22 protein-coding genes are annotated in these 20,642 nt (G+C 57.0%); 7 read left to right on the top strand and 15 right to left on the bottom strand.

The features are described from left to right. The first annotated feature begins 26 nt into the window (after window positions 1-26). From efpL to ACQYWX_RS01015, 3 genes are all read left to right on the top strand, one after another. Window positions 27-596: an elongation factor P-like protein EfpL gene (gene efpL, locus ACQYWX_RS01025; RefSeq protein ID WP_127967951.1), complete on the top strand. Its 570-nt coding sequence runs from the start codon at window positions 27-29 to the stop codon at window positions 594-596. A gap of 113 nt (window positions 597-709) precedes the next feature. Further along, window positions 710-1,873, top strand: coding sequence for an ABC transporter substrate-binding protein (locus ACQYWX_RS01020; RefSeq protein WP_431687584.1), 1,164 nt, complete (start codon window positions 710-712; stop codon window positions 1,871-1,873). Between the two features lie 29 nt (window positions 1,874-1,902). Then, window positions 1,903-3,429, top strand: a complete 1,527-nt coding sequence (locus ACQYWX_RS01015; RefSeq protein ID WP_431687583.1) for an ATP-binding protein — start codon at window positions 1,903-1,905, stop codon at window positions 3,427-3,429. On the opposite strand, the gene hspQ is transcribed toward ACQYWX_RS01015, so the two are convergent. The 8 genes from hspQ to ACQYWX_RS00975 form a co-directional block, all read right to left on the bottom strand. After that, entirely contained in the window at window positions 3,426-3,737 is a 312-nt protein-coding gene (gene hspQ / locus ACQYWX_RS01010; RefSeq protein WP_127967948.1) for a heat shock protein HspQ, read from the bottom strand. The genes ACQYWX_RS01015 and hspQ overlap by 4 nt on opposite strands. A gap of 77 nt (window positions 3,738-3,814) precedes the next feature. Next, window positions 3,815-4,657, bottom strand: a complete 843-nt coding sequence (locus tag ACQYWX_RS01005) for a helix-turn-helix domain-containing protein (RefSeq protein WP_431687582.1) — start codon at window positions 4,655-4,657, stop codon at window positions 3,815-3,817. A gap of 39 nt (window positions 4,658-4,696) precedes the next feature. Continuing rightward, the gene (locus ACQYWX_RS01000) at window positions 4,697-5,725 is read right to left on the bottom strand and encodes an ABC transporter ATP-binding protein (protein ID WP_431687581.1); all 1,029 of its coding nucleotides are present in this window, start codon (window positions 5,723-5,725) and stop codon (window positions 4,697-4,699) included. Between the two features lie 73 nt (window positions 5,726-5,798). Next, entirely contained in the window at window positions 5,799-7,421 is a 1,623-nt protein-coding gene (locus ACQYWX_RS00995; protein WP_431687580.1) for an alpha-glucosidase, read from the bottom strand. A gap of 54 nt (window positions 7,422-7,475) precedes the next feature. Next, on the bottom strand, window positions 7,476-8,321 hold the full coding sequence (locus ACQYWX_RS00990) for a carbohydrate ABC transporter permease (protein WP_216735405.1): 846 nt from the start codon (window positions 8,319-8,321) through the stop codon (window positions 7,476-7,478). 1 nt (window position 8,322) lies between these two features. Further along, entirely contained in the window at window positions 8,323-9,240 is a 918-nt protein-coding gene (locus tag ACQYWX_RS00985; protein ID WP_127974392.1) for a carbohydrate ABC transporter permease, read from the bottom strand. A 59-nt stretch (window positions 9,241-9,299) separates the two neighbouring features. Beyond that, the gene (locus ACQYWX_RS00980; protein WP_216735404.1) at window positions 9,300-10,577 is read right to left on the bottom strand and encodes an ABC transporter substrate-binding protein; all 1,278 of its coding nucleotides are present in this window, start codon (window positions 10,575-10,577) and stop codon (window positions 9,300-9,302) included. A 116-nt stretch (window positions 10,578-10,693) separates the two neighbouring features. Beyond that, window positions 10,694-11,101: a glyoxalase superfamily protein gene (locus ACQYWX_RS00975; RefSeq protein ID WP_431687579.1), complete on the bottom strand. Its 408-nt coding sequence runs from the start codon at window positions 11,099-11,101 to the stop codon at window positions 10,694-10,696. A 328-nt stretch (window positions 11,102-11,429) separates the two neighbouring features. Between ACQYWX_RS00975 and ACQYWX_RS00970 the strand changes: the two genes are divergently transcribed. After that, window positions 11,430-13,112: an alpha-glucosidase gene (locus ACQYWX_RS00970; RefSeq protein WP_431687578.1), complete on the top strand. Its 1,683-nt coding sequence runs from the start codon at window positions 11,430-11,432 to the stop codon at window positions 13,110-13,112. 18 nt (window positions 13,113-13,130) lie between these two features. Here ACQYWX_RS00970 and ACQYWX_RS00965 read toward each other — a convergent pair whose 3' ends face one another. Further along, window positions 13,131-13,706, bottom strand: a complete 576-nt coding sequence (locus ACQYWX_RS00965; protein ID WP_216735401.1) for a DUF924 family protein — start codon at window positions 13,704-13,706, stop codon at window positions 13,131-13,133. 123 nt (window positions 13,707-13,829) lie between these two features. Here ACQYWX_RS00965 and ACQYWX_RS00960 point away from each other — a divergent pair, with 123 nt between their 5' ends. From ACQYWX_RS00960 to ACQYWX_RS00950, 3 genes are all read left to right on the top strand, one after another. Next, complete coding sequence (locus tag ACQYWX_RS00960; RefSeq protein ID WP_216735400.1) at window positions 13,830-15,251, top strand: DUF6880 family protein; 1,422 nt, start codon at window positions 13,830-13,832, stop codon at window positions 15,249-15,251. 146 nt (window positions 15,252-15,397) lie between these two features. Then, entirely contained in the window at window positions 15,398-15,838 is a 441-nt protein-coding gene (locus ACQYWX_RS00955; RefSeq protein WP_216735399.1) for a hypothetical protein, read from the top strand. After that, window positions 15,835-17,280, top strand: a complete 1,446-nt coding sequence (locus tag ACQYWX_RS00950) for an LruC domain-containing protein (RefSeq protein WP_431687577.1) — start codon at window positions 15,835-15,837, stop codon at window positions 17,278-17,280. Before ACQYWX_RS00955 ends, ACQYWX_RS00950 begins: the two co-directional genes overlap by 4 nt. Here ACQYWX_RS00950 and ACQYWX_RS00945 read toward each other — a convergent pair. The 6 genes from ACQYWX_RS00945 to ACQYWX_RS00920 all read right to left on the bottom strand — a co-directional run bounded on the left by ACQYWX_RS00945 (window position 17,260) and on the right by ACQYWX_RS00920 (window position 20,507). Continuing rightward, window positions 17,260-17,829, bottom strand: coding sequence for a class I SAM-dependent methyltransferase (locus ACQYWX_RS00945; RefSeq protein WP_431687576.1), 570 nt, complete (start codon window positions 17,827-17,829; stop codon window positions 17,260-17,262). The genes ACQYWX_RS00950 and ACQYWX_RS00945 overlap by 21 nt on opposite strands. Before the next feature lie 3 nt (window positions 17,830-17,832). Then, complete coding sequence (locus ACQYWX_RS00940; protein WP_127967935.1) at window positions 17,833-18,249, bottom strand: hypothetical protein; 417 nt, start codon at window positions 18,247-18,249, stop codon at window positions 17,833-17,835. Beyond that, window positions 18,242-18,979, bottom strand: coding sequence for a helix-turn-helix transcriptional regulator (locus tag ACQYWX_RS00935; RefSeq protein WP_216735396.1), 738 nt, complete (start codon window positions 18,977-18,979; stop codon window positions 18,242-18,244). Before ACQYWX_RS00935 ends, ACQYWX_RS00940 begins: the two co-directional genes overlap by 8 nt. A 39-nt stretch (window positions 18,980-19,018) precedes the next feature. Further along, window positions 19,019-19,339, bottom strand: a complete 321-nt coding sequence (locus tag ACQYWX_RS00930; RefSeq protein ID WP_216735395.1) for a hypothetical protein — start codon at window positions 19,337-19,339, stop codon at window positions 19,019-19,021. Window positions 19,340-19,469: 130 nt separating this feature from the next. Beyond that, on the bottom strand, window positions 19,470-20,084 hold the full coding sequence (locus ACQYWX_RS00925; protein WP_216735394.1) for a LysE family translocator: 615 nt from the start codon (window positions 20,082-20,084) through the stop codon (window positions 19,470-19,472). Between the two features lie 195 nt (window positions 20,085-20,279). Next, a complete protein-coding gene (locus ACQYWX_RS00920) occupies window positions 20,280-20,507 on the bottom strand; it encodes a DUF1127 domain-containing protein (protein ID WP_216735393.1) in 228 nt (75 codons plus the stop codon). Window positions 20,508-20,642 lie beyond the last annotated feature (135 nt).

The following is a 20,642-nucleotide window of genomic DNA, read 5'->3' as shown; positions in this document are numbered from 1 at the left end:
CAACCATTTTTTCCGGAGACACCCATATGCCGCGGGCCAGTGAGATTAAGAAAGGCGAAGTCGTTGATTTAAACGGGCAATTGCTGATTGTTAAAGACATCGAAGTGCACAGCCCCAGCGCCAGAGGCGCCGCCACCCTGTACAAAATGCGCTTCAGCAATGTGCGCACCGGTCTCAAATATGAAGAAAGTTTCAAAGGCGACGACATGCTGAGCACCACTCAGCTGGAGCGTCGTCAGGTCGCTTTTTCTTATATCGACGCCGACGATTACGTCTTCATGGACAACGAAGACTTCTCTCAATACATGCTGAAAAAGAATGACATCGAAGACCAGTTGCTGTTCCTGACCGAAGAAACCCAGGGACTGCAAGTGCTGATGGTGGATGGTCAGGTTATCTCACTGGAGCTGCCGCAAACAGTGGAAATGGAAGTCATCGAAACCACTCCCGCCATGAAAGCGGCTTCCGCCAGCGCCCGCACCAAACCCGCCAAATTCGTCACTGGTCTGACGATTCAGGTTCCCGAATATCTGGAGCAGGGCGAGCGCGTCAAAATTCATACCGCAGAGAAGCGTTTCATGGGTCGCGCGGACTAAGTTGCGCCGCCTTTGATCGCCGTTGCAGCGACGCGCCGTCGTCGCTGCGTTCTCCCCTGACGCCCCTCTCCGCGCTAAAAGCGCATCCCTGGATTTGCGGCTACACTGAGTGAATGAATTCTAACTTGGTCCGGCCGGAAACGATGCTCTATAAGTTGTCCTGCAAAGGCGCGCTTTGGCTGCTTTTTTGGCTGTTGGCGTCCCCGCTGGCGTATGCCGCCCCCGCCCCGTCCATGACGCCGGCGATGCATGTGGTGTTTTTCAATCCGCAAAGCAGTGACGACACCTTTTGGTCCGAGGTGATTCGCTTCGCCCGCGCCGCCGCGGAAGATCTCAATATCCGTCTGGATGTATTCAGCGCCAATCACGACCGACTGCTCATGCGCCAGCAGATCAAGCATATTCTCTCCAGCGACCCGCCAGACTTCATCATGTACAAGAATTTCAAAGGCAACGCCCCGGAGTTGCTGGCGCTGGCGGAGGAGGCCAAGGTGCGCTCCTTCATCTTTAACTCCGGTCTCAATGTGGAGCAGGAACGACGATACGGACACCCGCGGGAGCGCTTCAAACAATGGGTCGGGCAAATGCTGCCCAACGATGAAAACGCCGGCTACGCCCTCGCCAATATGCTGTTCGCCTCCGCCGCCTCTCGTGAGCTGCTGCGCGGCGGTCAGGTGCTGCCCATTCTCGCGATAGGCGGCACGCCCACGGACAACGCCGCCATCGAACGGGAAATGGGGTTGCATCGCTCCCTCTCGGAACGCCCGGAAGTGGAGCTGCAACAGTTGGTGTCCGCCCGCTGGGACGAGGAGCTGGCGTATAAGCAGGCGGTCGGCCTGTTGAAACGCTACCCCCGCACCCGCGTGATCTGGGCCGCCAACGACTCCATCGCCGTCGGCTCTCTGCGAGGCGCGCAGAGCCTCGGCTATAAACCCGGGGAAAACCTGCTTATCGCCGGCATCGACTGGAGCCCTTCCGCGTTGGAGTATATTCGGGAGGGCAAGCTGACGGGCTCTTTCGGCGGCCATTTCATGCAGGGCGCCTGGAGCCTCGTACTGATGTACGACTACCACCATGGCCGGGATTTCGCGGATGACGTCGGTGTGTCCATTCACTCCAACATGGGGCTGCTCACGCCGGAAAACGTCGACAGATATTTAAAGTTCATTGTCGGCGTCAATTGGAGTGAAATTGACTTCACTCGCTTTTCAAAAACGTTGAATCCTCAACTCAAGCAGTATGACTTTTCATTAGAGCGGCTGCTTCAGCAGCAGTGAACTCATTTTTGGCGAGACGTGACGACATAATGCTTCCAGATCAGTCCATCAACGAAGAGCCCTCCAAGGATCGGAAACCAAAACGTCATCCACACAGCGCCTACCTGCGTCGCCGGTTGATGACGCTGACCTCCATCATCATCGTTTCCATGTTCGCGCTGGAGGCGGCGGTGACCGCCTGGTACGACTACCGGGCGCAACTCGCCAACCTGGAGAAGGAAGCCTATCTGCTGGCGGACGCGCAACGGTCGGTGCTGGCCGCCGCCGTCTGGAACTTTGATTTCGACATTATCAACAACGCCGTCAACAACCTGTTCTCCATGCCGGAAATCATGCAGGTCGCAATTCGCTATCCAGATGGCGAGGTCATCGCCTCCGCCGGCAAGCTGTCGGACGGCGCAGCGCAGATGCGCATCACCCGGCCGCTGCTTTGGGATCAAGCTGGAGAAAAGGAGATCGGCACGCTCAATATTGTGATCGATATCAGCCAGGTGGAAAGCTCCATGCTGGTCAAGCTGACGGAGCGTTCCGTCACCCTCAGCGCCACGCTGATTATCTGCCTGGTCGCCATTTACCTCGCCTGCCGCTGGATGACGCAACCGCTGGAGGAGCTGACCGCCGCCATCACCCGGCTGGCGGACGGCGATCTGGAGCAGCGCATTCCCCACACTCAACGCAACGATGAAATCGGCAATGTGGCGCGGGCGCTGGTGAAATTCTCGGATAACAGTCGACTTCTATACGACCTGCAAAACTCCCTCACCTTCAATGTGGCGGAGAAGACCCGTCAGTTAAAACAGGTGCGGGAAGACAGCGCTCATGACAATACGGTGCGCGCCCGCCTGCTCGCCATGGTGTCGCAGGAAATTCGCTCCCCCATGACCGCGATTCAGGGTGCGGTCATGCTGTGCAAAAACGGTCTGACGGGAGAGATACAGGAGAAGACCTTGCACATGCTGCATGTTGCCGAGCGTAACTGCGAACGCATGCAAAAATTGATTGAGGTGCTGTTCGATATCTACCAAATTCAGAACCACTCTCTCTCGCTGAATTTAAGCCCGGTCAATCTGCTCAAGCTGACGCGGACGCAAACGGAAATCTGGCGTAACAAGGCCTATCAAACCAGCAAAAATCTGCACTTCGAAAGCGGGGTGGCGGAAGCCTGGGTGCGCGGTGACGAAAAGCGCCTGCAGCAGATTATCGATATTCTGCTCAGCAACGCCGTCAGGCATTCCGGTAAAGGCGGCGAGATCAGCGTTCATCTACGCCGGGAGGGCGCTTTGATCAGCTTGTCGGTCAGCGACAACGGTCCCGGCATTCCCAAGAAAATCCGCCCCTATCTGTTCGAAGGACTGGCGCGCAGTGACGAGGCCAGTAGCGACTCCCTGGGCTCCGGCTTCAGCCTGACGTTGGCGAAAGGGTTGGTGGAGTTGCAGGGCGGGCAGATTTACTTCGAATCCATCGCCAAGGAAATTTCCAGCAACTCCACTCTGCCGACCGGCGCCACCTTCTATCTGGAGCTGCCCTACATGCCTGCGCCGGACGCGGAGGATTAATGCATGGAGTGTCGCGGGAAATAGCGCGCGCCGTCGTAACGGTCAAAATAAGCGCCCAAAAGCGGATGGTCGATCTGGGTCGTATCCAGACTGACTCGTAGATTGCGTTCCGCCACGTAGGTCATATGGTCGCTCTCATGCACCAGCACATGATACCAGGGCTGATCTTTCGGCGGACGCGACTTGGCGACGCTCTCATACCAGGCGTCGGTATGGTTAAACGTCGGATCGACGCCGATCACCACGCCGCGATAACCAAATAAATTATGTTCAACCAACTGGCCGACAAAAAAGTGTGCTTGCGCCATATCCCCTCCTGTCCCTAATTATAGCCGGGCTTGGCGGGACGCGCTGACGCAGTGTCGAGTCGCGGGAGAGTCGCTTACTACACCCGCCGCGACTTACGGTAATCGCAGGGGGACTGGCTAAAGCTGCGGGCAAATACTTCGTAAAAACGGGTGATGGAGGAAAATCCGCTTTCAAATGCGATCTGGCTGGCGCGCAGGGATGTCGTGGTCAACAAGCGGGCGGCGTGATTCACTCGCAGCTGGGTCAGGTATTCCAGAATGGTCATGTCCAGCACCTGCTTGAACAATCCCATGGCGAAGTTTTTATGTAGTCGCACATGCGCGGCGACATCCGCAACGGAGATGGACTCGCAATAGCGCTCGTTCATGTAATCCACCATCTTGTGCACATGACGACAGGAACCCGTGGGTTCAGCCGCAGGCCTGGCGACGCAGGCGTCCGGCCCCAAGGCGTCTTTGAACAGACGCCGCAGCAACAAGGCTATTTCGTCCCAGACCAGATCTTTCAAATAGTCATCCTGACAGGCCAGCTCTTCCGCCCAACGCGCAACGGTTTCCGATTCCAGCGCCTTGGCGGCGTCCGCCACGCAGATCTCGCCGTGCAGCAGCTTCTGTTTCACCCGGTGCGGGATGCAGAGCTCCGCCAGAAAGGACAAGGGCAACCACAAACGTAATCCCCAGGCTTCCGCATCGCTGTGCAGTTGCTTGGCGCCGTGCAGCGAAGAAAAACACACCAGACTGAATGGTTGCAGCACCAGGCGCCGGCGGGCGTCCCACAGCACTGCGCCGCCAGCGCAACAAATGGCGACTTCAAAATGAGCGGCGTCCGTCAGACTGGGAGAGTCCGCCAGCGCGCCGAAATAATGGTGCGGAGAGCCGCCCCTGGGAGCGGCCGCCGCCGATGCATTTGCTGTTTTCATGAGATGACGTTTGTTGTTGTTTTAATCTCTGACTTAACGTCAGGCTGAGCGGCGCAACGAAGCGTCCAGCGGCTTACCTTGAGCATCGAACAGATGAAGATGTTGCGAGGGCGCATGCAAGTACAGCTCACACCCCGGCTCCAGCTCCATTTCCCCCACGATGCGTGCCGTCATTTCACCAACGCCTGCGACGTCGACATAAACGTAGGTGTCGCTGCCCAGATGCTCCGCCATGCGCAACACGCCTTTCCAGTCGCCGGCTTCGCCCTGAATGCGCACCTGCAGATGTTCTGGACGAATGCCCAGGGTGGCGGCGCCGAGATCTTCCGCCGCCTTGCCCTTGAGCATATTCATGCGAGGCGAGCCGATAAAAGTGGCCACAAACTCAGACGCAGGCTGGTTGTACAGCTCCAGTGGCGTGCCTACCTGCTCTATGCGCCCCTGATTCATCACTACGATCTTGTCCGCCAGGGTCATGGCCTCAACCTGATCGTGGGTGACGTAAATCATGGTGGAGCCGAGACGTTCATGCAGCTTGGCGATTTCCAGACGGGTCTGCACGCGCAGGGACGCGTCCAGGTTAGACAGCGGCTCGTCGAACAGAAACACCTTGGGCTCACGCACGATTGCGCGTCCAATGGCCACCCGCTGACGCTGACCGCCGGATAACGCCGCCGGCTTACGCTTGAGCAACGCGCCCAACTGCAGGGTTTGCGCCACCGCTTCCACTTTGCTGCGAATTTCATCCGGTCCCGCGCCGTCGAGCTTCAATCCGAACGCCATGTTTTCATACACCGTCATGTGCGGGTATAGCGCATAGGACTGGAACACCATGCCCACGCCGCGCTTGGCCGGCGCTACATCATTGACCAGTGCGCCGCCGATATAAAGCTCGCCGGAGGTGATGTCCTCCAGACCCGCGATGGTGCGCAGCAATGTGGACTTGCCGCAGCCGGAGGGGCCGACAAACACGACAAATTCGCCGTCTGCGATTTGCAAGTTGACGTCGTGCAGCACATGGGTCTGCTGAAAAACTTTATTGACGTTGCGTAATCTAAGCTCAGCCATAACATCTCGTCTCTTGTATTTGTTGTGCCGAAAGGCGCGTCCACGCGCCTTGTATTTCAGCTATTTGTCTCAGCTATCTCAGCTCGCCGAAAAACGCCTGATACGGCGGCAATACGATATCTTCGCCTTCCAGCACGCCGCTGTATCCGTGTCCGCTCATCGCCGCCACATTGGCCATGCGACAGGGAATGCGAATGGTTTTCGCGGTCATGTTCAGGGCGACGACGATACGCTGCTCTTCATCGCTGCGTTCAAACAGCAAGCCGCCTTCCGGCGCGTCCAGCATGCGAATCGCGCCAGCCTTCAGTGCGGACTGCTGCTTGCGCCAGTGAATAAAGCCGCGATAGAAGTTGAGCACGGAATCCGGATCTTTCTCCTGTACATCCGGCGCCAGCCCCAGATGCTCCTCGGACACCGGCAGCCATGGGTCGATGGAGGAGAAACCGCCGTAGGGCTTGTCGCTTTCCCAGACCATCGGCGTACGGCAGCCGTCGCGGCCTTTGTATTCCGGCCAGAACGGCAGGGCGTAGGGGTCCTGCAGGCGCTCATAGGGAACATCCGCCTCCGGCAGTCCCAACTCTTCGCCTTGATAGATGCAGGCGCTACCGCGCAGAGACAGCAGCAGACCCAGCAACAGCTTGGCGAAAGGCGCGCGATCGCGGCCGTTGGCCCAGCGCGTGGCGCAACGCACTACGTCGTGGTTGGACAACGCCCAACAGGCCCAGCCGTCGCCAATCTGATTCTCCAGACGCTCCACCACTTCACGAATATAGGTGGGCTCATGGAACACATTCAGCAGATCGAAGGTGTACGCCATGTGCAACTTGTCGCTGCCGGCGGTGTAGTCCGCCATGATTTTCAGCGGCTCATCGGCGCCGATCTCGCCGACCGTAGTGATGCCTTCGTACTGATCCAGCAACTCACGCAGACGCTTGAGGAAGCCAATGTTGTCCGGGCGGCTGATGTCGTAGACATGCAGCTGCAACGAATACGGGTTCTGTTCCGGCGCGCCAAGAGTCTTCTTGGCGTCTTTCGGCAGTGGCGGGTTGTCGCGCAGCTGCTTGTCGTGGAAGTAGTAGTTGACGGTGTCCAGTCGGAAGCCGTCTACGCCCAGATCCAGCCAGAAACGGACTTCCTCCAGCATCTGATCCTGTACTTCCGCATTGTGGTAGTTGAGGTCCGGCTGGCTGCTCAGGAAGTTGTGCATATAGTACTGACGGCGCTTGGCGCACCATGCCCAGGCGGAGCCGCCGAACATGGCCAGCCAGTTATTCGGCGGCGTGCCGTCCGGCTTGGGGTCGGCCCAGACGTACCAGTCCGCTTTGGGATTGGTGCGATCCTGTGAACTTTCCTGGAACCAGAGGTGCTGATCCGAGGTGTGGCTCATCACCAGGTCGATCATGACCTTCATGCCCAGGGCATGAGACTTTTCCACCAAACGCTTGAAGTCGTCCAGGTCCCCGAAAATAGGGTCGACGCTGCGGTAGTCGGATACGTCATAGCCAAAGTCTTTCATCGGCGACGTAAAGAATGGGGACAACCAGATCGCGTCCACCCCCAGACCGGCGATGTAATCCAGTTTGCTGACGATGCCCGGCAAATCGCCGATACCGTCCTGGTTGGAATCCAGATAGCTACGCGGATAAATCTGATAAATGGTGCAGCCGCGCCACCAATCCCGCTCAACCTTCGACATGAGAGAAACTCCTAAAACAATCTATAACTGCAGGCGTCGCCACGCGGCGCCCGTTTAACCTTTGACTGCGCCAGCGGTGAGGCCGGACACAATGCGACGTTGAAACACCAATACCAGCGCCACAAGCGGCACGGTCACGATGACCGATGCGGCCATGATCACGCCCCAGGGCAGCTCATGCTGGCTGCTGCCGCTGATCAGCGCGACGGCCACCGGCACAGTGCGCTGCGCGTCGGTGAGCGTGAACGTCAGGGCGAACAGAAACTCGTTCCAGGCGGCGATGAACGCCAGCAGTCCGGTAGTGACCAGCGCGGGCCACATCATCGGCAGGAATACCCGGAAAATAATGGTCAGGTTGGAAGCGCCATCCAGAATCGCCGCTTCTTCCACTTCCTTCGGCATCTGCTTCATGAAAGTGGTGAGCACCCACACCGTGAACGGCAGCGTGAAAATGAGGTACGCCAGCACCAGGCCCAGCAGGTTGTTGTACAGACCCAGGCCGCGAATTACTTCGAACAGGCCGGACAGCACCGCCACTTGAGGGAACATGGATACCGACAGAATCGCAATCAGCATCAGCCCGCGACCGCGGAAATCGATCCGCGCCAGGGCGAAAGCGGCGGTCAGACCCAGCATCAGCGACACCAGCACCACCGCGCTGGACACCATCACCGAGTTGAGGATGTTTTCCCCAAAAGCCGTGCCTTTGAATACGGAGATATAGTTCCCCCATTGCACCGAGGTCGGCCAGTAGTCCACCACAAACAATTCGCTGCCGGATTTGAATGACGTCAGAATTGCGTAATAAAAGGGGAACACGGAAAACACCACGATCACCGCCACCAGCAGGTAAAAAGCGGTTTTACGCAGCAACTGTTTTGCATCGACAGTCTGGCTCATGTCAGTCCCCCACACGCATGTACTTGCGCCCCAGATACAGATAGGCCAACGTCAGCAATGCTATCACCAGGAACAACGCCGTCGAGGCGGCGGAGCCGTATCCCACATCCTGGAAGTCCACCAGTTGCTGGCGGGCGAAAACGGACATGGACATGGTGTCTTCACTGTTGGAAGTCAGCACATAAATCAAATCGAAGATCCGCAGCGCGTCCAAAGCCCTGAACACCACCGCCACCAGGACGGCCGGCATAATCAGCGGCAGCGTCACTCTGAAGAAAACCCTTACCGGGTGAATGCCATCCACTTTCGCCGCTTCATAACAATCCTTGGGCAGCATCTGCAGCGCGGCGAGCATCAATAGCGCCATGAAAGGCGTGGTCTTCCAGACATCGACCATGATCACCGCCACCATCGACAGGTCCGCATCCGCGGTCCAGGCCAGCGGCGCTGAGATCAGACCGATTCCCATCAGCATGTCGTTGAGAATCCCAAACTGGTCGTGCAGCATCCAGCTCCACATCTTGGCCGAGACAATGGTGGGAATCGCCCAGGGAATCAGCACCGCTGCGCGCACCAGACCGCGACCGGCAAAGTTCACGTTCAGGGCCAGCGCCACGATCATGCCCAGCACCAGTTCCACCGACACGGAAATCAGTGTGAACGTCAAGGTGTTCCATACTGACTTCCACCATACGGCGTCGGCCAGGAGGCCGTACCACTCGCCATCTTCCTTGTATAAATAGTTCCCCCAGCCGATGAACTCGGCTGCGTTGAGATCTGTCAGACTGGCGTCAGTAAAACTGAACCAGATCGTGCGTAATAGCGGCCAACCGGCGACCAACAGCAGCGTACAGATCATCGGGGCCAGGAACAGCCAGGCGCTGCGGGCGCGCTGGCGTTGTCGGGACGACTGGGACATCTTGTCGCTTACCTCAGGCCGGGGAGGCGCTGCAGATGCAGCGCCGGATTGAGAGAGTTTCATTTCCATTTTCCGTTACGGGCGAATCGACGCAGTTGGCCTTCCAACTGAGCCAGACTGGCTTCGGCTTTTTCCTTGCCGGATACAACGCTGTGCACGGCGTTGAAGAAAGCGGTGCTGACCTGGTTGTACTTACTCTTGGTCACACTGGAGGGACGCGGCACGCCGCTGACGAAAGTTTCATACAGACTGCCGAAGAAAGGCGTCGCCGCCAGCACGTCCTTGTCTTTGTACAGGGCGTTGATGGTGGGGTTATAGGACGCTTTGATAGCGCGGCGCTTCTGCTCTTCATAGCTGGTCAGATACATGACCAGATCCGCGGACAATTTCGGGTTTTTGGCGTACTTGGACACCGCCAGTTGCCAGCCGCCCAACGTAGCGCTGTGGCGACCATCTTCACCGCCTTTCGGCAGAGCCACTACGCCCACTTTGCCTTTGATGGCGCTGTCTTCCGCCTGCGCCAGCGACCAGGCGTAAGGCCAGTTACGCATAAACACGGCGTTGCCGGACTGAAACACGCCACGGGATTCTTCTTCCGCGTAGTTGGTCACACCCTGCGGACTGATGGTTCCAATCCAGCCGGCGGCGGTGTTCAGGGCCTTGGCGGCCTGCGGGTTGTTGATGGTGATCTTGCCTTTCTCGTCCACCACTGTGCCGCCGTTGAAGCTGGCCACCCACTCCGTCGCATTACAGGTCAGCCCTTCATAAGCCCGCCCCTGCCAGACGAAGCCCCACATTTTGTCATTGCCGGCCTTGCGCTCGCCGTCCTGCACCATTTTCGCGGAGGCTTCCAGTTGCGCCCAGGTTTCCGGGGGCTGCTGGTTGTATTTTTCCAGCAGGTCTTTGCGGTAATACAGCACGCCGGCGTCCGTGAACCAGGGCATGGCCACCAGTTTGCCGTCGACAGTGTTGTTGTTGACGATGGATTCGAAGTGATCTTTCTCAGCGCCATTGCTGAAAGGTTTGAGGTCGACGAAGTATTGGCCCAGCATACCCGGCCACACCACGTCGATCTGGAAAATGTCGATATCCTGACTGCCCGCGGCCAGCAATTGCTGGTACAGCGCCAGACGTTCGGATGAGGAGTTGGGAGTGGACACCACTTTCACCTCATTGCCGGTTTTCTCCGCCCAGGCCTTGACGCCCTCTTTACACAATTCCAGTTCCGCGCCGACAGCGCCGCAGGAAATGGTCAGCGTTTCCGCATGCGCTTGCAGGCTGAAAGCGGCGGACAGAAATACACCCGTACCAATAGCGTTAATTATGGTTTTTTTCATCATGGATTCCTCCGAGTTATTGTTATATGGAGCACATTACGTGGATTGCGAGAATGAAAATAAAGATACACCGTATGCGGAGCGACCGTGAGGACGCCGCCGGCATCAAACCCTCGTCAGATCAAAGACCAGGCGCTGGGAGATACGACTACGGAATGGATTGAACCCTCGCGACGCCCCTCATGGCCGGCGACGCCGGAGCCAATACTGCGTCGTGCGATGCGCCAACTGTATGGCACCGCATGAGCGAAAGATTCTGCGAACAGGGAAATGTGCTTTCCGAAAGGATTTACGACTACGCTGGCGCGATTCGTTGTTTGAAGTTTCTGCGGCTGCTGACGCGCTGAGGAGAGATCTTTGGCGCGGTTTAGAACATCAAACCAGGAACGGAATCCATGTTCCACAGCAACAAGATCCAACGCCTGGGCGTGGGAGATTCCTTGGCTGCGTTTGATTTTCTTGGCGTCACGCTTGAAATTCTTCAGCGTGGTTTCTGATACGTGTCTGCAGGTCGCATGATTCATAGCAATGTCTCGCTACAACGGCAATGACGCGGCCCACTCACATCTTGTCTCATGAGTCACTAAACCTATAACACTCATAGATTTGTAGATAATGTCGTACTCGACTTTGCCTGTGTGGGCGGCAGGCGTATATCAACACCTGTGAGGATCGAAGTTAACAAAAAGTTTTCTGCAACACAAGCGCCGACTTTTACATAGCCCAAATTTCCACGACTCCGGGTTACGTGGACAAGCCTCTGTCGCGCACGTACACTGGGCGCTACGGGCGTCAGACATATAATCCGAACAGCAAGATTCGGCGCCAGGAATCCGGCAACGCGAGCGCTTTATGAAATCATCCGATCCGCAACTCCAGGGAAAGCGGAACAATCAGCGGCCACAGACGCAACGACCTGCAGACACACAGGATGACTGGTGGAAATACGGCGTTATTTATCAGGTCAATGTGCGCAGCTTTTTCGACGCCAATAATGATGGCGTCGGCGATATCAAAGGCCTGACCGCAAAACTGGACTATTTCGTCGAACTGGGCGTCGCCGCCATCGCGCTGACGCCAGTGTTTACCTCGCCCATGAGCGACTTCGGCTTTGATGTCAGCGACTACTACAGCCTTGATCCCGCTTTCGGCGATCTAGACGATTTCGATGCGCTGATCCGCGAAGCGAATAAACGCGGTCTGCGCGTGTTGCTCGACATCGTCATCAGCCATACTTCCGTGCAGCATCCCTGGTTCCTGGAAAGCAAACAGGATCGCAATAATCCGAAAGCGGACTGGTATGTATGGGCGGACGCCCAGGCGGACGGTACGGTTCCCAACAACTGGCAGACGACCTTTGGTCACCCCGCCTGGTCATGGAGCTCCACGCGCGGACAGTACTACCTGCATAACGCCACCAGCCGGCAGGCGGACCTCAACTTCCATAACAGCGAAGTCATCGCCGAAGTGCTCAATATTCTGCAATTCTGGCTGGAGCGCGGCGTCGCCGGTTTCCGTCTGGACTGCCCGAACCTGTATACCCATGATAAAAAGCTGCGCAATAACCCGGCGCGGCGCAATATGGCGGCGATTCCTGAAGAAGCGCTGATCAACCCGTTCGAATATCAATTGCAGATCTATAACCAGAACCGCCCCGAAACCCTGCCGACGCTGGCCCGCATCCGCCGCCTGTGTGATCGTTATGAAGCCGCTTTGCTGGGCAGCGTCACCAGCAGCGCCACCTTTGAAATGCTGAACATTTACAGCGGCTCGCAGGAAGGCTTGCAGATGGCGAATATTTACGAGGCTCTGCCCAGCGTCTGCAACCTGCCCGGTCTGGTGGACGTCGTGCGAACCTTCGAGGAGAACTGCGATCAGGTCTGGCCCTATTGGATGCTGAACAACCATGACGTCGCCCGGCTGGTGTCACGCTGGGAAGGCGACCATGACGCGCCCCGTCTGGCCGCCATTGTGCTGGCTCTGCATCTGTCCCTGAGGGGAACGCCGGTCCTGTTTCAAGGGGATGAACTGGGTCTGGAGGAAGCCTACATTCCTTTCGATAACCTGTGCGACCCTTACGGCAAGCTGTCCTGGCCGCAGTACATGGGACGCGACGGTTGTCGTACGCCGTTGCCCTGGGACGACAACCTGCCCCACGCGGGTTTCTCCACCCATAAGCCCTGGCTGCCCATCGATCCGCGGCACTTGTCCCACGCCATTAATCTGCAGCAAAAAGACCCTGAATCCGTCTTGCGTCGGGTTCAGCGATTCATTCAGTGGCGAGAAGAGCAGCCGGAGATTCTTTTGGGCTCCATGTCGATCATTCACGCAGACGCGTCGGTATTGCTGTTGCTGCGCAAACATAAAGGAGGGCGGTTGCTGGCCGCCTTCAATGTATCCTATGAACCGGCGGAGATTGAGCTTAACCTGCCGCAACCTCCAGAAGTTCTAAACGGTCATGGCTTCGCCGGCGAGCTACGGGACAATCGGATTTATCTACCGCCCTACGAAGCGTTCTTTGGCCGTTTGCCCTGAGCAAACGGCGCAGGCGGCTTAGAAGCCTGACCCAGGCTCCTTTAAAAACGCCAGCTCTTCCGGCGTGGATTCACGCCCCAAAATCCCGTTGCGATGGGGATAACGCCCAAAACGTTTGATAATCGCCAAGTGCTTGTACTCAAAATCCAGGTTGTTCTCCAGTCCGGGCTGACTGAACAAGCGCACAGCCTGTTCATGGACCACAGCGGACTCGCTATGCATGTAGGGCATGTACAGAAAACTCTTCTCTTCTTGCCGCAGTTCCCCGTCCGCTCCCGCCCGCACGGCTTCCTGAGCCAACGCCAGCGCCATATTGTCCGCCGCGAAGGATTCAGCCTGATCGCGATAGATATTGCGGGAAAACTGGTCCAGTACGATCACCTCCGCCAGACGACCGCGAGGCTCGTCGCGCCAGTGCGCCAGCTCACCTGATCTCGCTGCGGTAAGTAAAGCGCTGAAGCGTTCGGCGATGCGTCGATCCAGCGCGTCGCTTTTGCGAAACCAGTCCGCGGGGCTCAATTCTTCAAACCAGAATCGCAGCACCTCATCGGCGGTCAGCGACGGCGCATTTTGCAAACCTGACTCTTTCGTCATGTCCATCCCTCTGCACTTTGTCTAAAATTAATAACATAAGGCAGTTTACACGCTGACCGTCATCGCCACTAATCGGACGCCTGTGACGTAACTCGTCAGGGGTCCTGCAAGCAAAGGTGTCTCATGTCTTCCGACTCCCAGGATCTTAATAACTCCCGCGATCTTCAGCGCCGCCTCAAAAAGCTGAGCAAAAGCGAGCTGACTCAATTATTGCTGGAGTTGCACGGCAGACATGAAGAGGTGGACGCCTTTATTGATTTGTTCCTGCTCCGGCGTTCTCCCGCCGCCTTGTCCGCCAACCTGAGCGAGCGTATCCAGGCGATTGGGCAAAGTCGGCAGTTTATCCGCTATGGCGAAACCTTTGGTTATGCGGCGCAGTTACAGCAATTGTTGCAGGATATCGATGCGAGCCTGATGGAGGAATATCCGTTACAGGCCTGCGACATATTGGCGGAGTTCATCACCACTCACGAAAAAGTCTTCGTGCGCAGCGACGACTCCGCCGGAGCCATCAGCGATGTTTATCGAGAGGCGGTCGCCATGATGGCCAGAGCCATTGCGTCAGCGCGGCGGCGTCAGCGCTTTCCCGAAGGCTATTGGTTAAGCCGTTTCGCCGAATGGCGCAATAAGGACGCCTGTAATCTCCTGCTTGGCTTATTGGCCTCAGATAAAGCCTGTTTTACGGACAGCGAATTGAGTCAGTTGGCCTGGCGTTATGAACGTCAGCTACGTCAGGCGGTGAAAAAAGGACTGGCGCCCCAGGACGATTACTTTCGCGAAGCCTTGGCCGGATTACAGGGAACAGCCCAGGCGATGAACGACCCGGATCTGTACGCCCAGGCGGTAAAGCTGGCCTATCCCGAACTGAGCGATTTTTTGAAGATCGAACTGGCGGAAAATTATCTGAAAGCGTCCGAGCCGGACAAAGCGTTGGCCTGTCTGGATGCGCCCGAAGCAGAGAATCCAGATCTGCTGAAAATGCGCCTGCTGGCTTATGAACAGCTCGGCGATCGCGCCAGCAAACGCGAGGCTTTGCAACGCCTGTTCAATCTGGAGCCCACGCCGGAGCACCTGCAGGCGCTGCTGCAACTGGCTCCGCGCGAGGAGCGCGAAGACATCATCGACGACGCCATCCAAAGCGCGGAGCAAGCCGGCGACGGCGCCTTGGCGGCCAGCTTGCTGCTGGAGCTGCAACAGCCGCAAAGGGCGCTGGCGTTGTTGCAGCAACAAGGCGCAGCGCTACAGCAGTACTATCATGGCGACCTGCTGGCGTTGGCGGAGCGATTCAAAGAGCATCGCATTGGTTTAGGGGCCATTCTTTGTTATCGCGCCCTGCTGGAGGATATTCTCAATCGCAGTTACGCCAAGGCTTACGCTTACGCCGCCGATTACATGAAAGAGCTGGCGGAGCTGGACGTCGCGGCGCCTGACTATAAAACTGCGCCTGACCACGGCGCGTTTCTGGCGGAGCTGCGTCGCGCGCACCCGGATAAAGCCGGATTCTGGAGCCGGGTGGACGGCTCCGTATTGTTGCGCAGCGTCTGATTGCAGCTTGCACATATGCTTTTCAAAGTGCTTAGCGCAATGCGCGACGCGTCTGGCGCGACATCATAAGTATCTGTTTTAGAAGAGGCTTATTAGTGGCCTGAGTCTTGCCCATTATTGGTAAAGCTTTAATGGAGCAACCCTTTATGACTCATGCCCGACTTACAGCGCTTACTTTAACGCTGACGATCTCATCCTTGTTTATGCAGGGATGCGGCGGTGGCGGCGGCGCCAGCGGTTCGTCTACGACCGACAGCGCCCCTGCCCCGCAGACGACAGATTCCAGCGCAACCTCTACCCTCTCAGCCATTATCAACGACAGCGGGACTTCACTGGACGCCTACGTTAACAAACTGGCGGTCGTCACCATTCCCGACTCGCTGCTCGTCGAGTCCCGCCTGTTTCTGAAACTCTACGATAATCCCAACGCGCCGCTTTTTCTGGGAGAAATTATCCCGGTCCAGAACGGGCTGCTCTACGAATACCGCTTGGAAGTCAGTCTGCTACAAGGCCAAAGTCAGCTTCATTACGACCTCTTTGGCGTCAGCGGAGCCGTTGCCACTGTGACAGGAGATATTACGCTATGAGAGGTTACAACCGCCTTGTTTTATGCCTGTCGCTGTTGGCGATCCACGCGTCGGTCTCAGCAGCCACCGTCTCCAAACGCCTGAATGATGTGATTGAGTCACGAGGAATAGGCAATATTAATGTCATGGACATCGCCGGCAGCCAGCCAGATCTGACAGGCGCCGAGCTGGAGGCGTTCCGCCTGGACAATGGCGGCCGCCTGGTCTTCGCCATCGATGTCAATGAAGCCGCTAACGGCACGGAAAAAGCGTCCTCACAGGGCGTCGCCATCGAAAATCTGGAGTTGATCGTGGAGTCTGCAGGCGTCACCTATGTCTTCACTGACTTCTGGAGCCAAAGCCAAAGCATGCTGGCGCCCAAAGGCGAGCAACAGCGCCAGTTGCGCTACACCCTGATTGGCGACACCGGCTCCAGCCGCATTACCCCCAATTCGGACAGCGATATCTATGGTTCGGACTTCGACGCCACCGTCTATGTCCCGGTCGATATTGATCTGACCGGAGCAGCCACGATCACACTCAATATCCAATTCATGGATACGCAAGTGCAACTGGGCGACCCGGAGGCATTCTACGACTACTCCAATGGCTATGAAGACATCGCCATCATCTCCGCCGAAGACGCTGCGTTTTTGGATCAATTGCAGGCCGGGTGGCTGGAGGCGCCATTGGTGATCAGGCCCGGCGATTCTGACCTGACGATGGCGAGCGCGCAGTACTTTCCCAGCGCCAACCAGTACTACATCGTTGCCTTTGAGGATTGTTATCCGGAACGGGGCGACTATGACTTCAATGATTTGGTGGTCGCTTATCGCGTCAATGCCGGTTTCAACAAATACGGTAAAGCGGTGCAGATATTTGGCGAAGGTTTTCTGATCGCCAAAGGCGCGGAGTATGACCTGGATTGGGGGCTGTCTTTCAATTTAGGGGCTATCAGCGGCGGCGCCACGACACAGGTGCTATCTCCTGAGACCGGCTTAGCCATAGAGGAAGAGAGCCTTGCAACGACGGTGTCCGGCCAGACTGACTTGCCGTTGTTCACGGCAATAAAAAGTTTATGGAGCCCGGTCGCTGGCGCGCAATTTATCAACACCGAACCGGCGCACCCCGTCATTCAAGGGCCAGGCTTCACCTTTACGATTGCACTGGATACGCCCATGGAGGCATTCTCTCCTGACGCATTCCGCCCCTATCTTTATGTGCGCCCTAACTTCCAGACCGTCTACGCCGGCATGGATTTCGTGAACGATCAGGGCTACCCCTTCGGCCTGATCCTACCGGACACTTGGTCGCCCCCAACGGAGCGCACCGACATGGGACTGGCCTATACGGATCTGATTGACTATATCGAGTCCGATGGCGCCGCCGCTCTGAATTGGCACGCCAACAAGAATTCCGCTCAGGTAATGACGATTCCGCGCTCAAGCTGGCAATGGCGGTAGTTCCGCTATGGCGAGGCGGGGCTTTTGCCCGACCCATTGAGAAATCGCCCGGGGTTTCTCAGGGTCTACCCCCTCGAAATAATGCACTTCATCCCAGGCGCCGAACTCCCGTCGCAATTCGCCGGGCTGCAATAGAAAGTCAGGATTAGAGGGACGGCCGTACTGCGGCTGCTCCCATGTGAAAGTTTCATAGAAGAGATAGCCGCCAGGGGCCAGGGCGCGTCTCAACAGGGGAAATAGCGGACGATGCAGGTAGCGGAACACCAGAATCGCGGAAAAACTATCGTCGTCCAGGTCCGGCAGGCGCGTCTCCAGGTCGATGCACCAGATACGTCCCGGCAGCCCTTCCTGCGACAACACCTCGGCGATGCCGTCAAGGGCTTCGGCGTCCCGGTCGGCGAAGACCACGTCCCGCCCCCGGCGCGCCAGCCACAACCCATTACGGCCATGTCCACAGGCAAGATCAAGCACCGGCGCTACCGGCGCATCACGAAACGCATCTTGCCAACTGACCAGTAAAGGCGACGGTTCTTCATCATGACAATACATCTGTCATCCTTTCATATCCGAGAGTGAACGCATCACGCGCCGATGTAATAAAGAATAGTATCTAATTGAACCCGGGGCATGGGAAATTACCACGGAAGCCACGATGATCGCGGTCAGCAGCCAGCGATCTGCAGAGGGATACACGCCCAGCATAGAGAACAGAACGAACTTGGAGAGAATCACCGCGCCGCGAACCTGCACCAGCCATAACCAGTTGGAGAGCAAATCGAGGAGCAGCATCGCTAGGCCGCTGGCCAGGGCGAACATCCAGAAGCCGCGCCATTCTTCCTGCCCGTGGCCGAACCAGATGCCGCCGCACACGCCGGCGACGCTGAGAATATGCAGCGTACGCAGCGCTATCTTCAACCAGCGTTTGCCGGGAAAATCGCCGATTACGCCTGAGGAAGGGGCGTCACTCATTGGGATTGGGCTGGTCTGTTCTGGAATGTTCCTGAAAGTATTCGTTATACAGCGAGGTTACACGATCCAGGTAGTGATCTAAACATTTGTCTTTTTGGGTCTCGAAAGTCTCTTGCGCGGCCCTGAGCTCCAGCAGACGGTCCAGCCGAAACTCGCGATATTCCTTCCTGAGACGACACCAGGCGACCAGGGTCCAGGTGCGTCCCCAGAAAAACATGCCTAACGGCTCCAGCCAGCGTTCGCTTTCAACCCCATCGACCCGTTTGTAGCGCACCCAGATCAAGGTTTTTTGTCTGATTGCAGCGCGCAGCTCCTCGCCAAACTGGGCGGTTTTGGCGTCGACAAAAAATTGCGGAGAATATATCTGGGTCTGCTCGCCCATGCGTTTCAGGTGCGAGGGAAGCTCCGCCAGAATCTTCTGCAAGGCGTGAGTGGCGGCGCGGCCCATGGCGCGGTCGCTCCAGGCCTGCACCATACGCATGCCCAGCAACAGCGCTTCCAGTTCATCTTCTTGAAAGTTGAGCGGCGGCAAGGTGAAGCCCCTCATCAACCGATATCCCACGCCGGCTTCGCTCTCGATGGGCACGCCGGACACCATCAGCGCCTGGATATCGCGATAGACAGTGCGCTCCGACACTTCTAACTGCTCCGCGATAATCCTGGCGGTGGTGGCCCCACGCCGGCTGCGCAGAATGGTCACGATTTGGAAAAGACGATCAGCTCTGCGCATCCGGGAAAGGATTCCTCACGACATGGGAGATTTCGGTTCTCAGGCGGTCGCTGAACAACCGGAATCGTTCGCCACCTGCAGATGCCGCATTGTAACGGAAGTCGGATCAATATAGCTCATAAAGCCGCGGGTCAGCTCGGAGGTCATGAACATTTCCCCTGCCTGTTTAGCCGCATCCATGTCCTGCCAGTACACAATGTCAGTCCAGCTGTTTTCCTGAGGGTTCTCGCACAGGCTGCGATACAGGAAGCCGTCACGGTCTCTGACGAAAGCGTTGACGCCCTCGCTGGCTGCGGCGAATGCGCCTTTGTCCGCGTCAGGCAGTAGTTTAAACGTTACAAGTTCTACGATCTGGCTCATGCTTAGTCTCCTTGATGGAAGTGATGTTAAGAACACGGAGACAGCATAAAAAAGAGCTCCTGACAGCATACTGTCAGGAGAAATGGGGGTTGAGGATAAAAACGTTGCGCGACGCAGTGGCCGCGCTGAGTCAAACCGGAACGTCGCTGAGGTTGGCGGCGATCATCGGCATAATGGAGGCTACCAGGAGAAACGACATAGTCAGGTTAAACACGCGCTGTTGTTTGGGTTGAGTCAGCACTTTTTGCAGAATGGCGCCGCACAACATCCACACTCCGACACAGGGAAAGCTGACGGAGAGAAACGCCAAGGCGATCACCGCCACCTGCGCGCTCATATCGCCACTGACCGTAGTAAAAGCCGCCACCGCGCCAATCGCCATGATCCAGGCTTTGGGATTCACCCATTGAAACACCGCCGCCTGCCAGAACGTCATGGGCTTGACGTCTTTATCCGCGCGGATGGACGTATCCGTCGTGGCGATTTTCCAGGCCAGATACAACATATAAGTCACGCCTACTGCTTTAACGATGATATGCAGGGCCGGCGCCTGGGCGAATACGGTTCCCAGACCCAGCCCCACTGCGGCGACCATGGAGGGAAAGCCCAGACAAATACCGAGAAAGTGCGGCAGGGTGCGGCGCACGCCGAAGTTGACGCCGGAGGCCATCACCATGATGTTATTCGGTCCGGGGGTGACAGTGGTGGAAACAGCAAACAACAGTACGGCGAAAAATAATTCCATGATGACGACTCCCCGCCGAAGCGGAATAACTGCAACTACCGGGATGCGCGAGTTAATAGAAACCCGAAGCGCGTAGGGATTTGCAAACTGTAAGGGTTAAAAAAGCCTCCGGACGTGGCGTCCGGAGGCGAAAAATACGAGGGTAAACTCGTATGGGAAGACAAAAATGCTTAACGATCTCGCCTCAGTGCGACCTTAGTCGCGCCAGAAGGGCTTCCTGGCTTCTGCTTCCGCCGCTTCGCGGGTCAGACCGATGTCATCCAGCATACTGTCTGACATCAATGACAGTTGGTGCCGGGTATCTATATTGCGGCGCCATTTGCCAATCAAATCTCTCAAACCGTGTCTTGCGGCGTCATGTGCGCCATGACTGTCGGAAGGCGTCGCATTCCGACCGAATTTTCCAAAATGTGCTACGGCCATGCTTCATCTCCTCTGCTCGGACGCGATCCGGACAAATCTGTACTCCTGGTCGCGCCTTAATTTTCGCCACCAATCTAGGATGCATACTTTATCGCCCTTTTTTGAGCCGTTACAGATTCAAAAACCAAACATGTT

Origin of the sequence: Hahella sp. NBU794, from assembly GCF_050749805.1 — a bacterium.
Classification (GTDB): domain Bacteria; phylum Pseudomonadota; class Gammaproteobacteria; order Pseudomonadales; family Oleiphilaceae; genus Hahella.
Note: the sequence above shows the minus strand (reverse complement) of the source record. Positions and strands in the feature narration are given on the sequence as shown.

Excerpts from the sequence above, each read along its gene's own strand:
- ACQYWX_RS00950 (WP_431687577.1), top strand. The coding sequence starts at position 15,835 with ATGAGAGGTTACAACCGCCTTGTTTTATGCCTGTCGCTGTTGGCGATC.
- ACQYWX_RS01015 (WP_431687583.1), top strand. The coding sequence starts at position 1,903 with ATGCTTCCAGATCAGTCCATCAACGAAGAGCCCTCCAAGGATCGGAAA.
- ACQYWX_RS00980 (WP_216735404.1), bottom strand. The coding sequence starts at position 10,577 with ATGAAAAAAACCATAATTAACGCTATTGGTACGGGTGTATTTCTGTCC.
- ACQYWX_RS00960 (WP_216735400.1), top strand. The coding sequence starts at position 13,830 with ATGTCTTCCGACTCCCAGGATCTTAATAACTCCCGCGATCTTCAGCGC.
- ACQYWX_RS00955 (WP_216735399.1), top strand. The coding sequence starts at position 15,398 with ATGACTCATGCCCGACTTACAGCGCTTACTTTAACGCTGACGATCTCA.
- ACQYWX_RS00970 (WP_431687578.1), top strand. The coding sequence starts at position 11,430 with ATGAAATCATCCGATCCGCAACTCCAGGGAAAGCGGAACAATCAGCGG.
- ACQYWX_RS00945 (WP_431687576.1), bottom strand. The coding sequence starts at position 17,829 with ATGTATTGTCATGATGAAGAACCGTCGCCTTTACTGGTCAGTTGGCAA.
- ACQYWX_RS00935 (WP_216735396.1), bottom strand. The coding sequence starts at position 18,979 with ATGCGCAGAGCTGATCGTCTTTTCCAAATCGTGACCATTCTGCGCAGC.
- ACQYWX_RS00965 (WP_216735401.1), bottom strand. The coding sequence starts at position 13,706 with ATGACGAAAGAGTCAGGTTTGCAAAATGCGCCGTCGCTGACCGCCGAT.
- ACQYWX_RS00990 (WP_216735405.1), bottom strand. The coding sequence starts at position 8,321 with ATGAGCCAGACTGTCGATGCAAAACAGTTGCTGCGTAAAACCGCTTTT.
- efpL (WP_127967951.1), top strand. The coding sequence starts at position 27 with ATGCCGCGGGCCAGTGAGATTAAGAAAGGCGAAGTCGTTGATTTAAAC.
- ACQYWX_RS00940 (WP_127967935.1), bottom strand. The coding sequence starts at position 18,249 with ATGAGTGACGCCCCTTCCTCAGGCGTAATCGGCGATTTTCCCGGCAAA.
- ACQYWX_RS00975 (WP_431687579.1), bottom strand. The coding sequence starts at position 11,101 with ATGAATCATGCGACCTGCAGACACGTATCAGAAACCACGCTGAAGAAT.
- ACQYWX_RS00925 (WP_216735394.1), bottom strand. The coding sequence starts at position 20,084 with ATGGAATTATTTTTCGCCGTACTGTTGTTTGCTGTTTCCACCACTGTC.
- ACQYWX_RS01020 (WP_431687584.1), top strand. The coding sequence starts at position 710 with ATGAATTCTAACTTGGTCCGGCCGGAAACGATGCTCTATAAGTTGTCC.
- ACQYWX_RS00985 (WP_127974392.1), bottom strand. The coding sequence starts at position 9,240 with ATGTCCCAGTCGTCCCGACAACGCCAGCGCGCCCGCAGCGCCTGGCTG.
- ACQYWX_RS00920 (WP_216735393.1), bottom strand. The coding sequence starts at position 20,507 with ATGGCCGTAGCACATTTTGGAAAATTCGGTCGGAATGCGACGCCTTCC.
- ACQYWX_RS00930 (WP_216735395.1), bottom strand. The coding sequence starts at position 19,339 with ATGAGCCAGATCGTAGAACTTGTAACGTTTAAACTACTGCCTGACGCG.
- hspQ (WP_127967948.1), bottom strand. The coding sequence starts at position 3,737 with ATGGCGCAAGCACACTTTTTTGTCGGCCAGTTGGTTGAACATAATTTA.
- ACQYWX_RS01000 (WP_431687581.1), bottom strand. The coding sequence starts at position 5,725 with ATGGCTGAGCTTAGATTACGCAACGTCAATAAAGTTTTTCAGCAGACC.
- ACQYWX_RS01005 (WP_431687582.1), bottom strand. The coding sequence starts at position 4,657 with ATGAAAACAGCAAATGCATCGGCGGCGGCCGCTCCCAGGGGCGGCTCT.
- ACQYWX_RS00995 (WP_431687580.1), bottom strand. The coding sequence starts at position 7,421 with ATGTCGAAGGTTGAGCGGGATTGGTGGCGCGGCTGCACCATTTATCAG.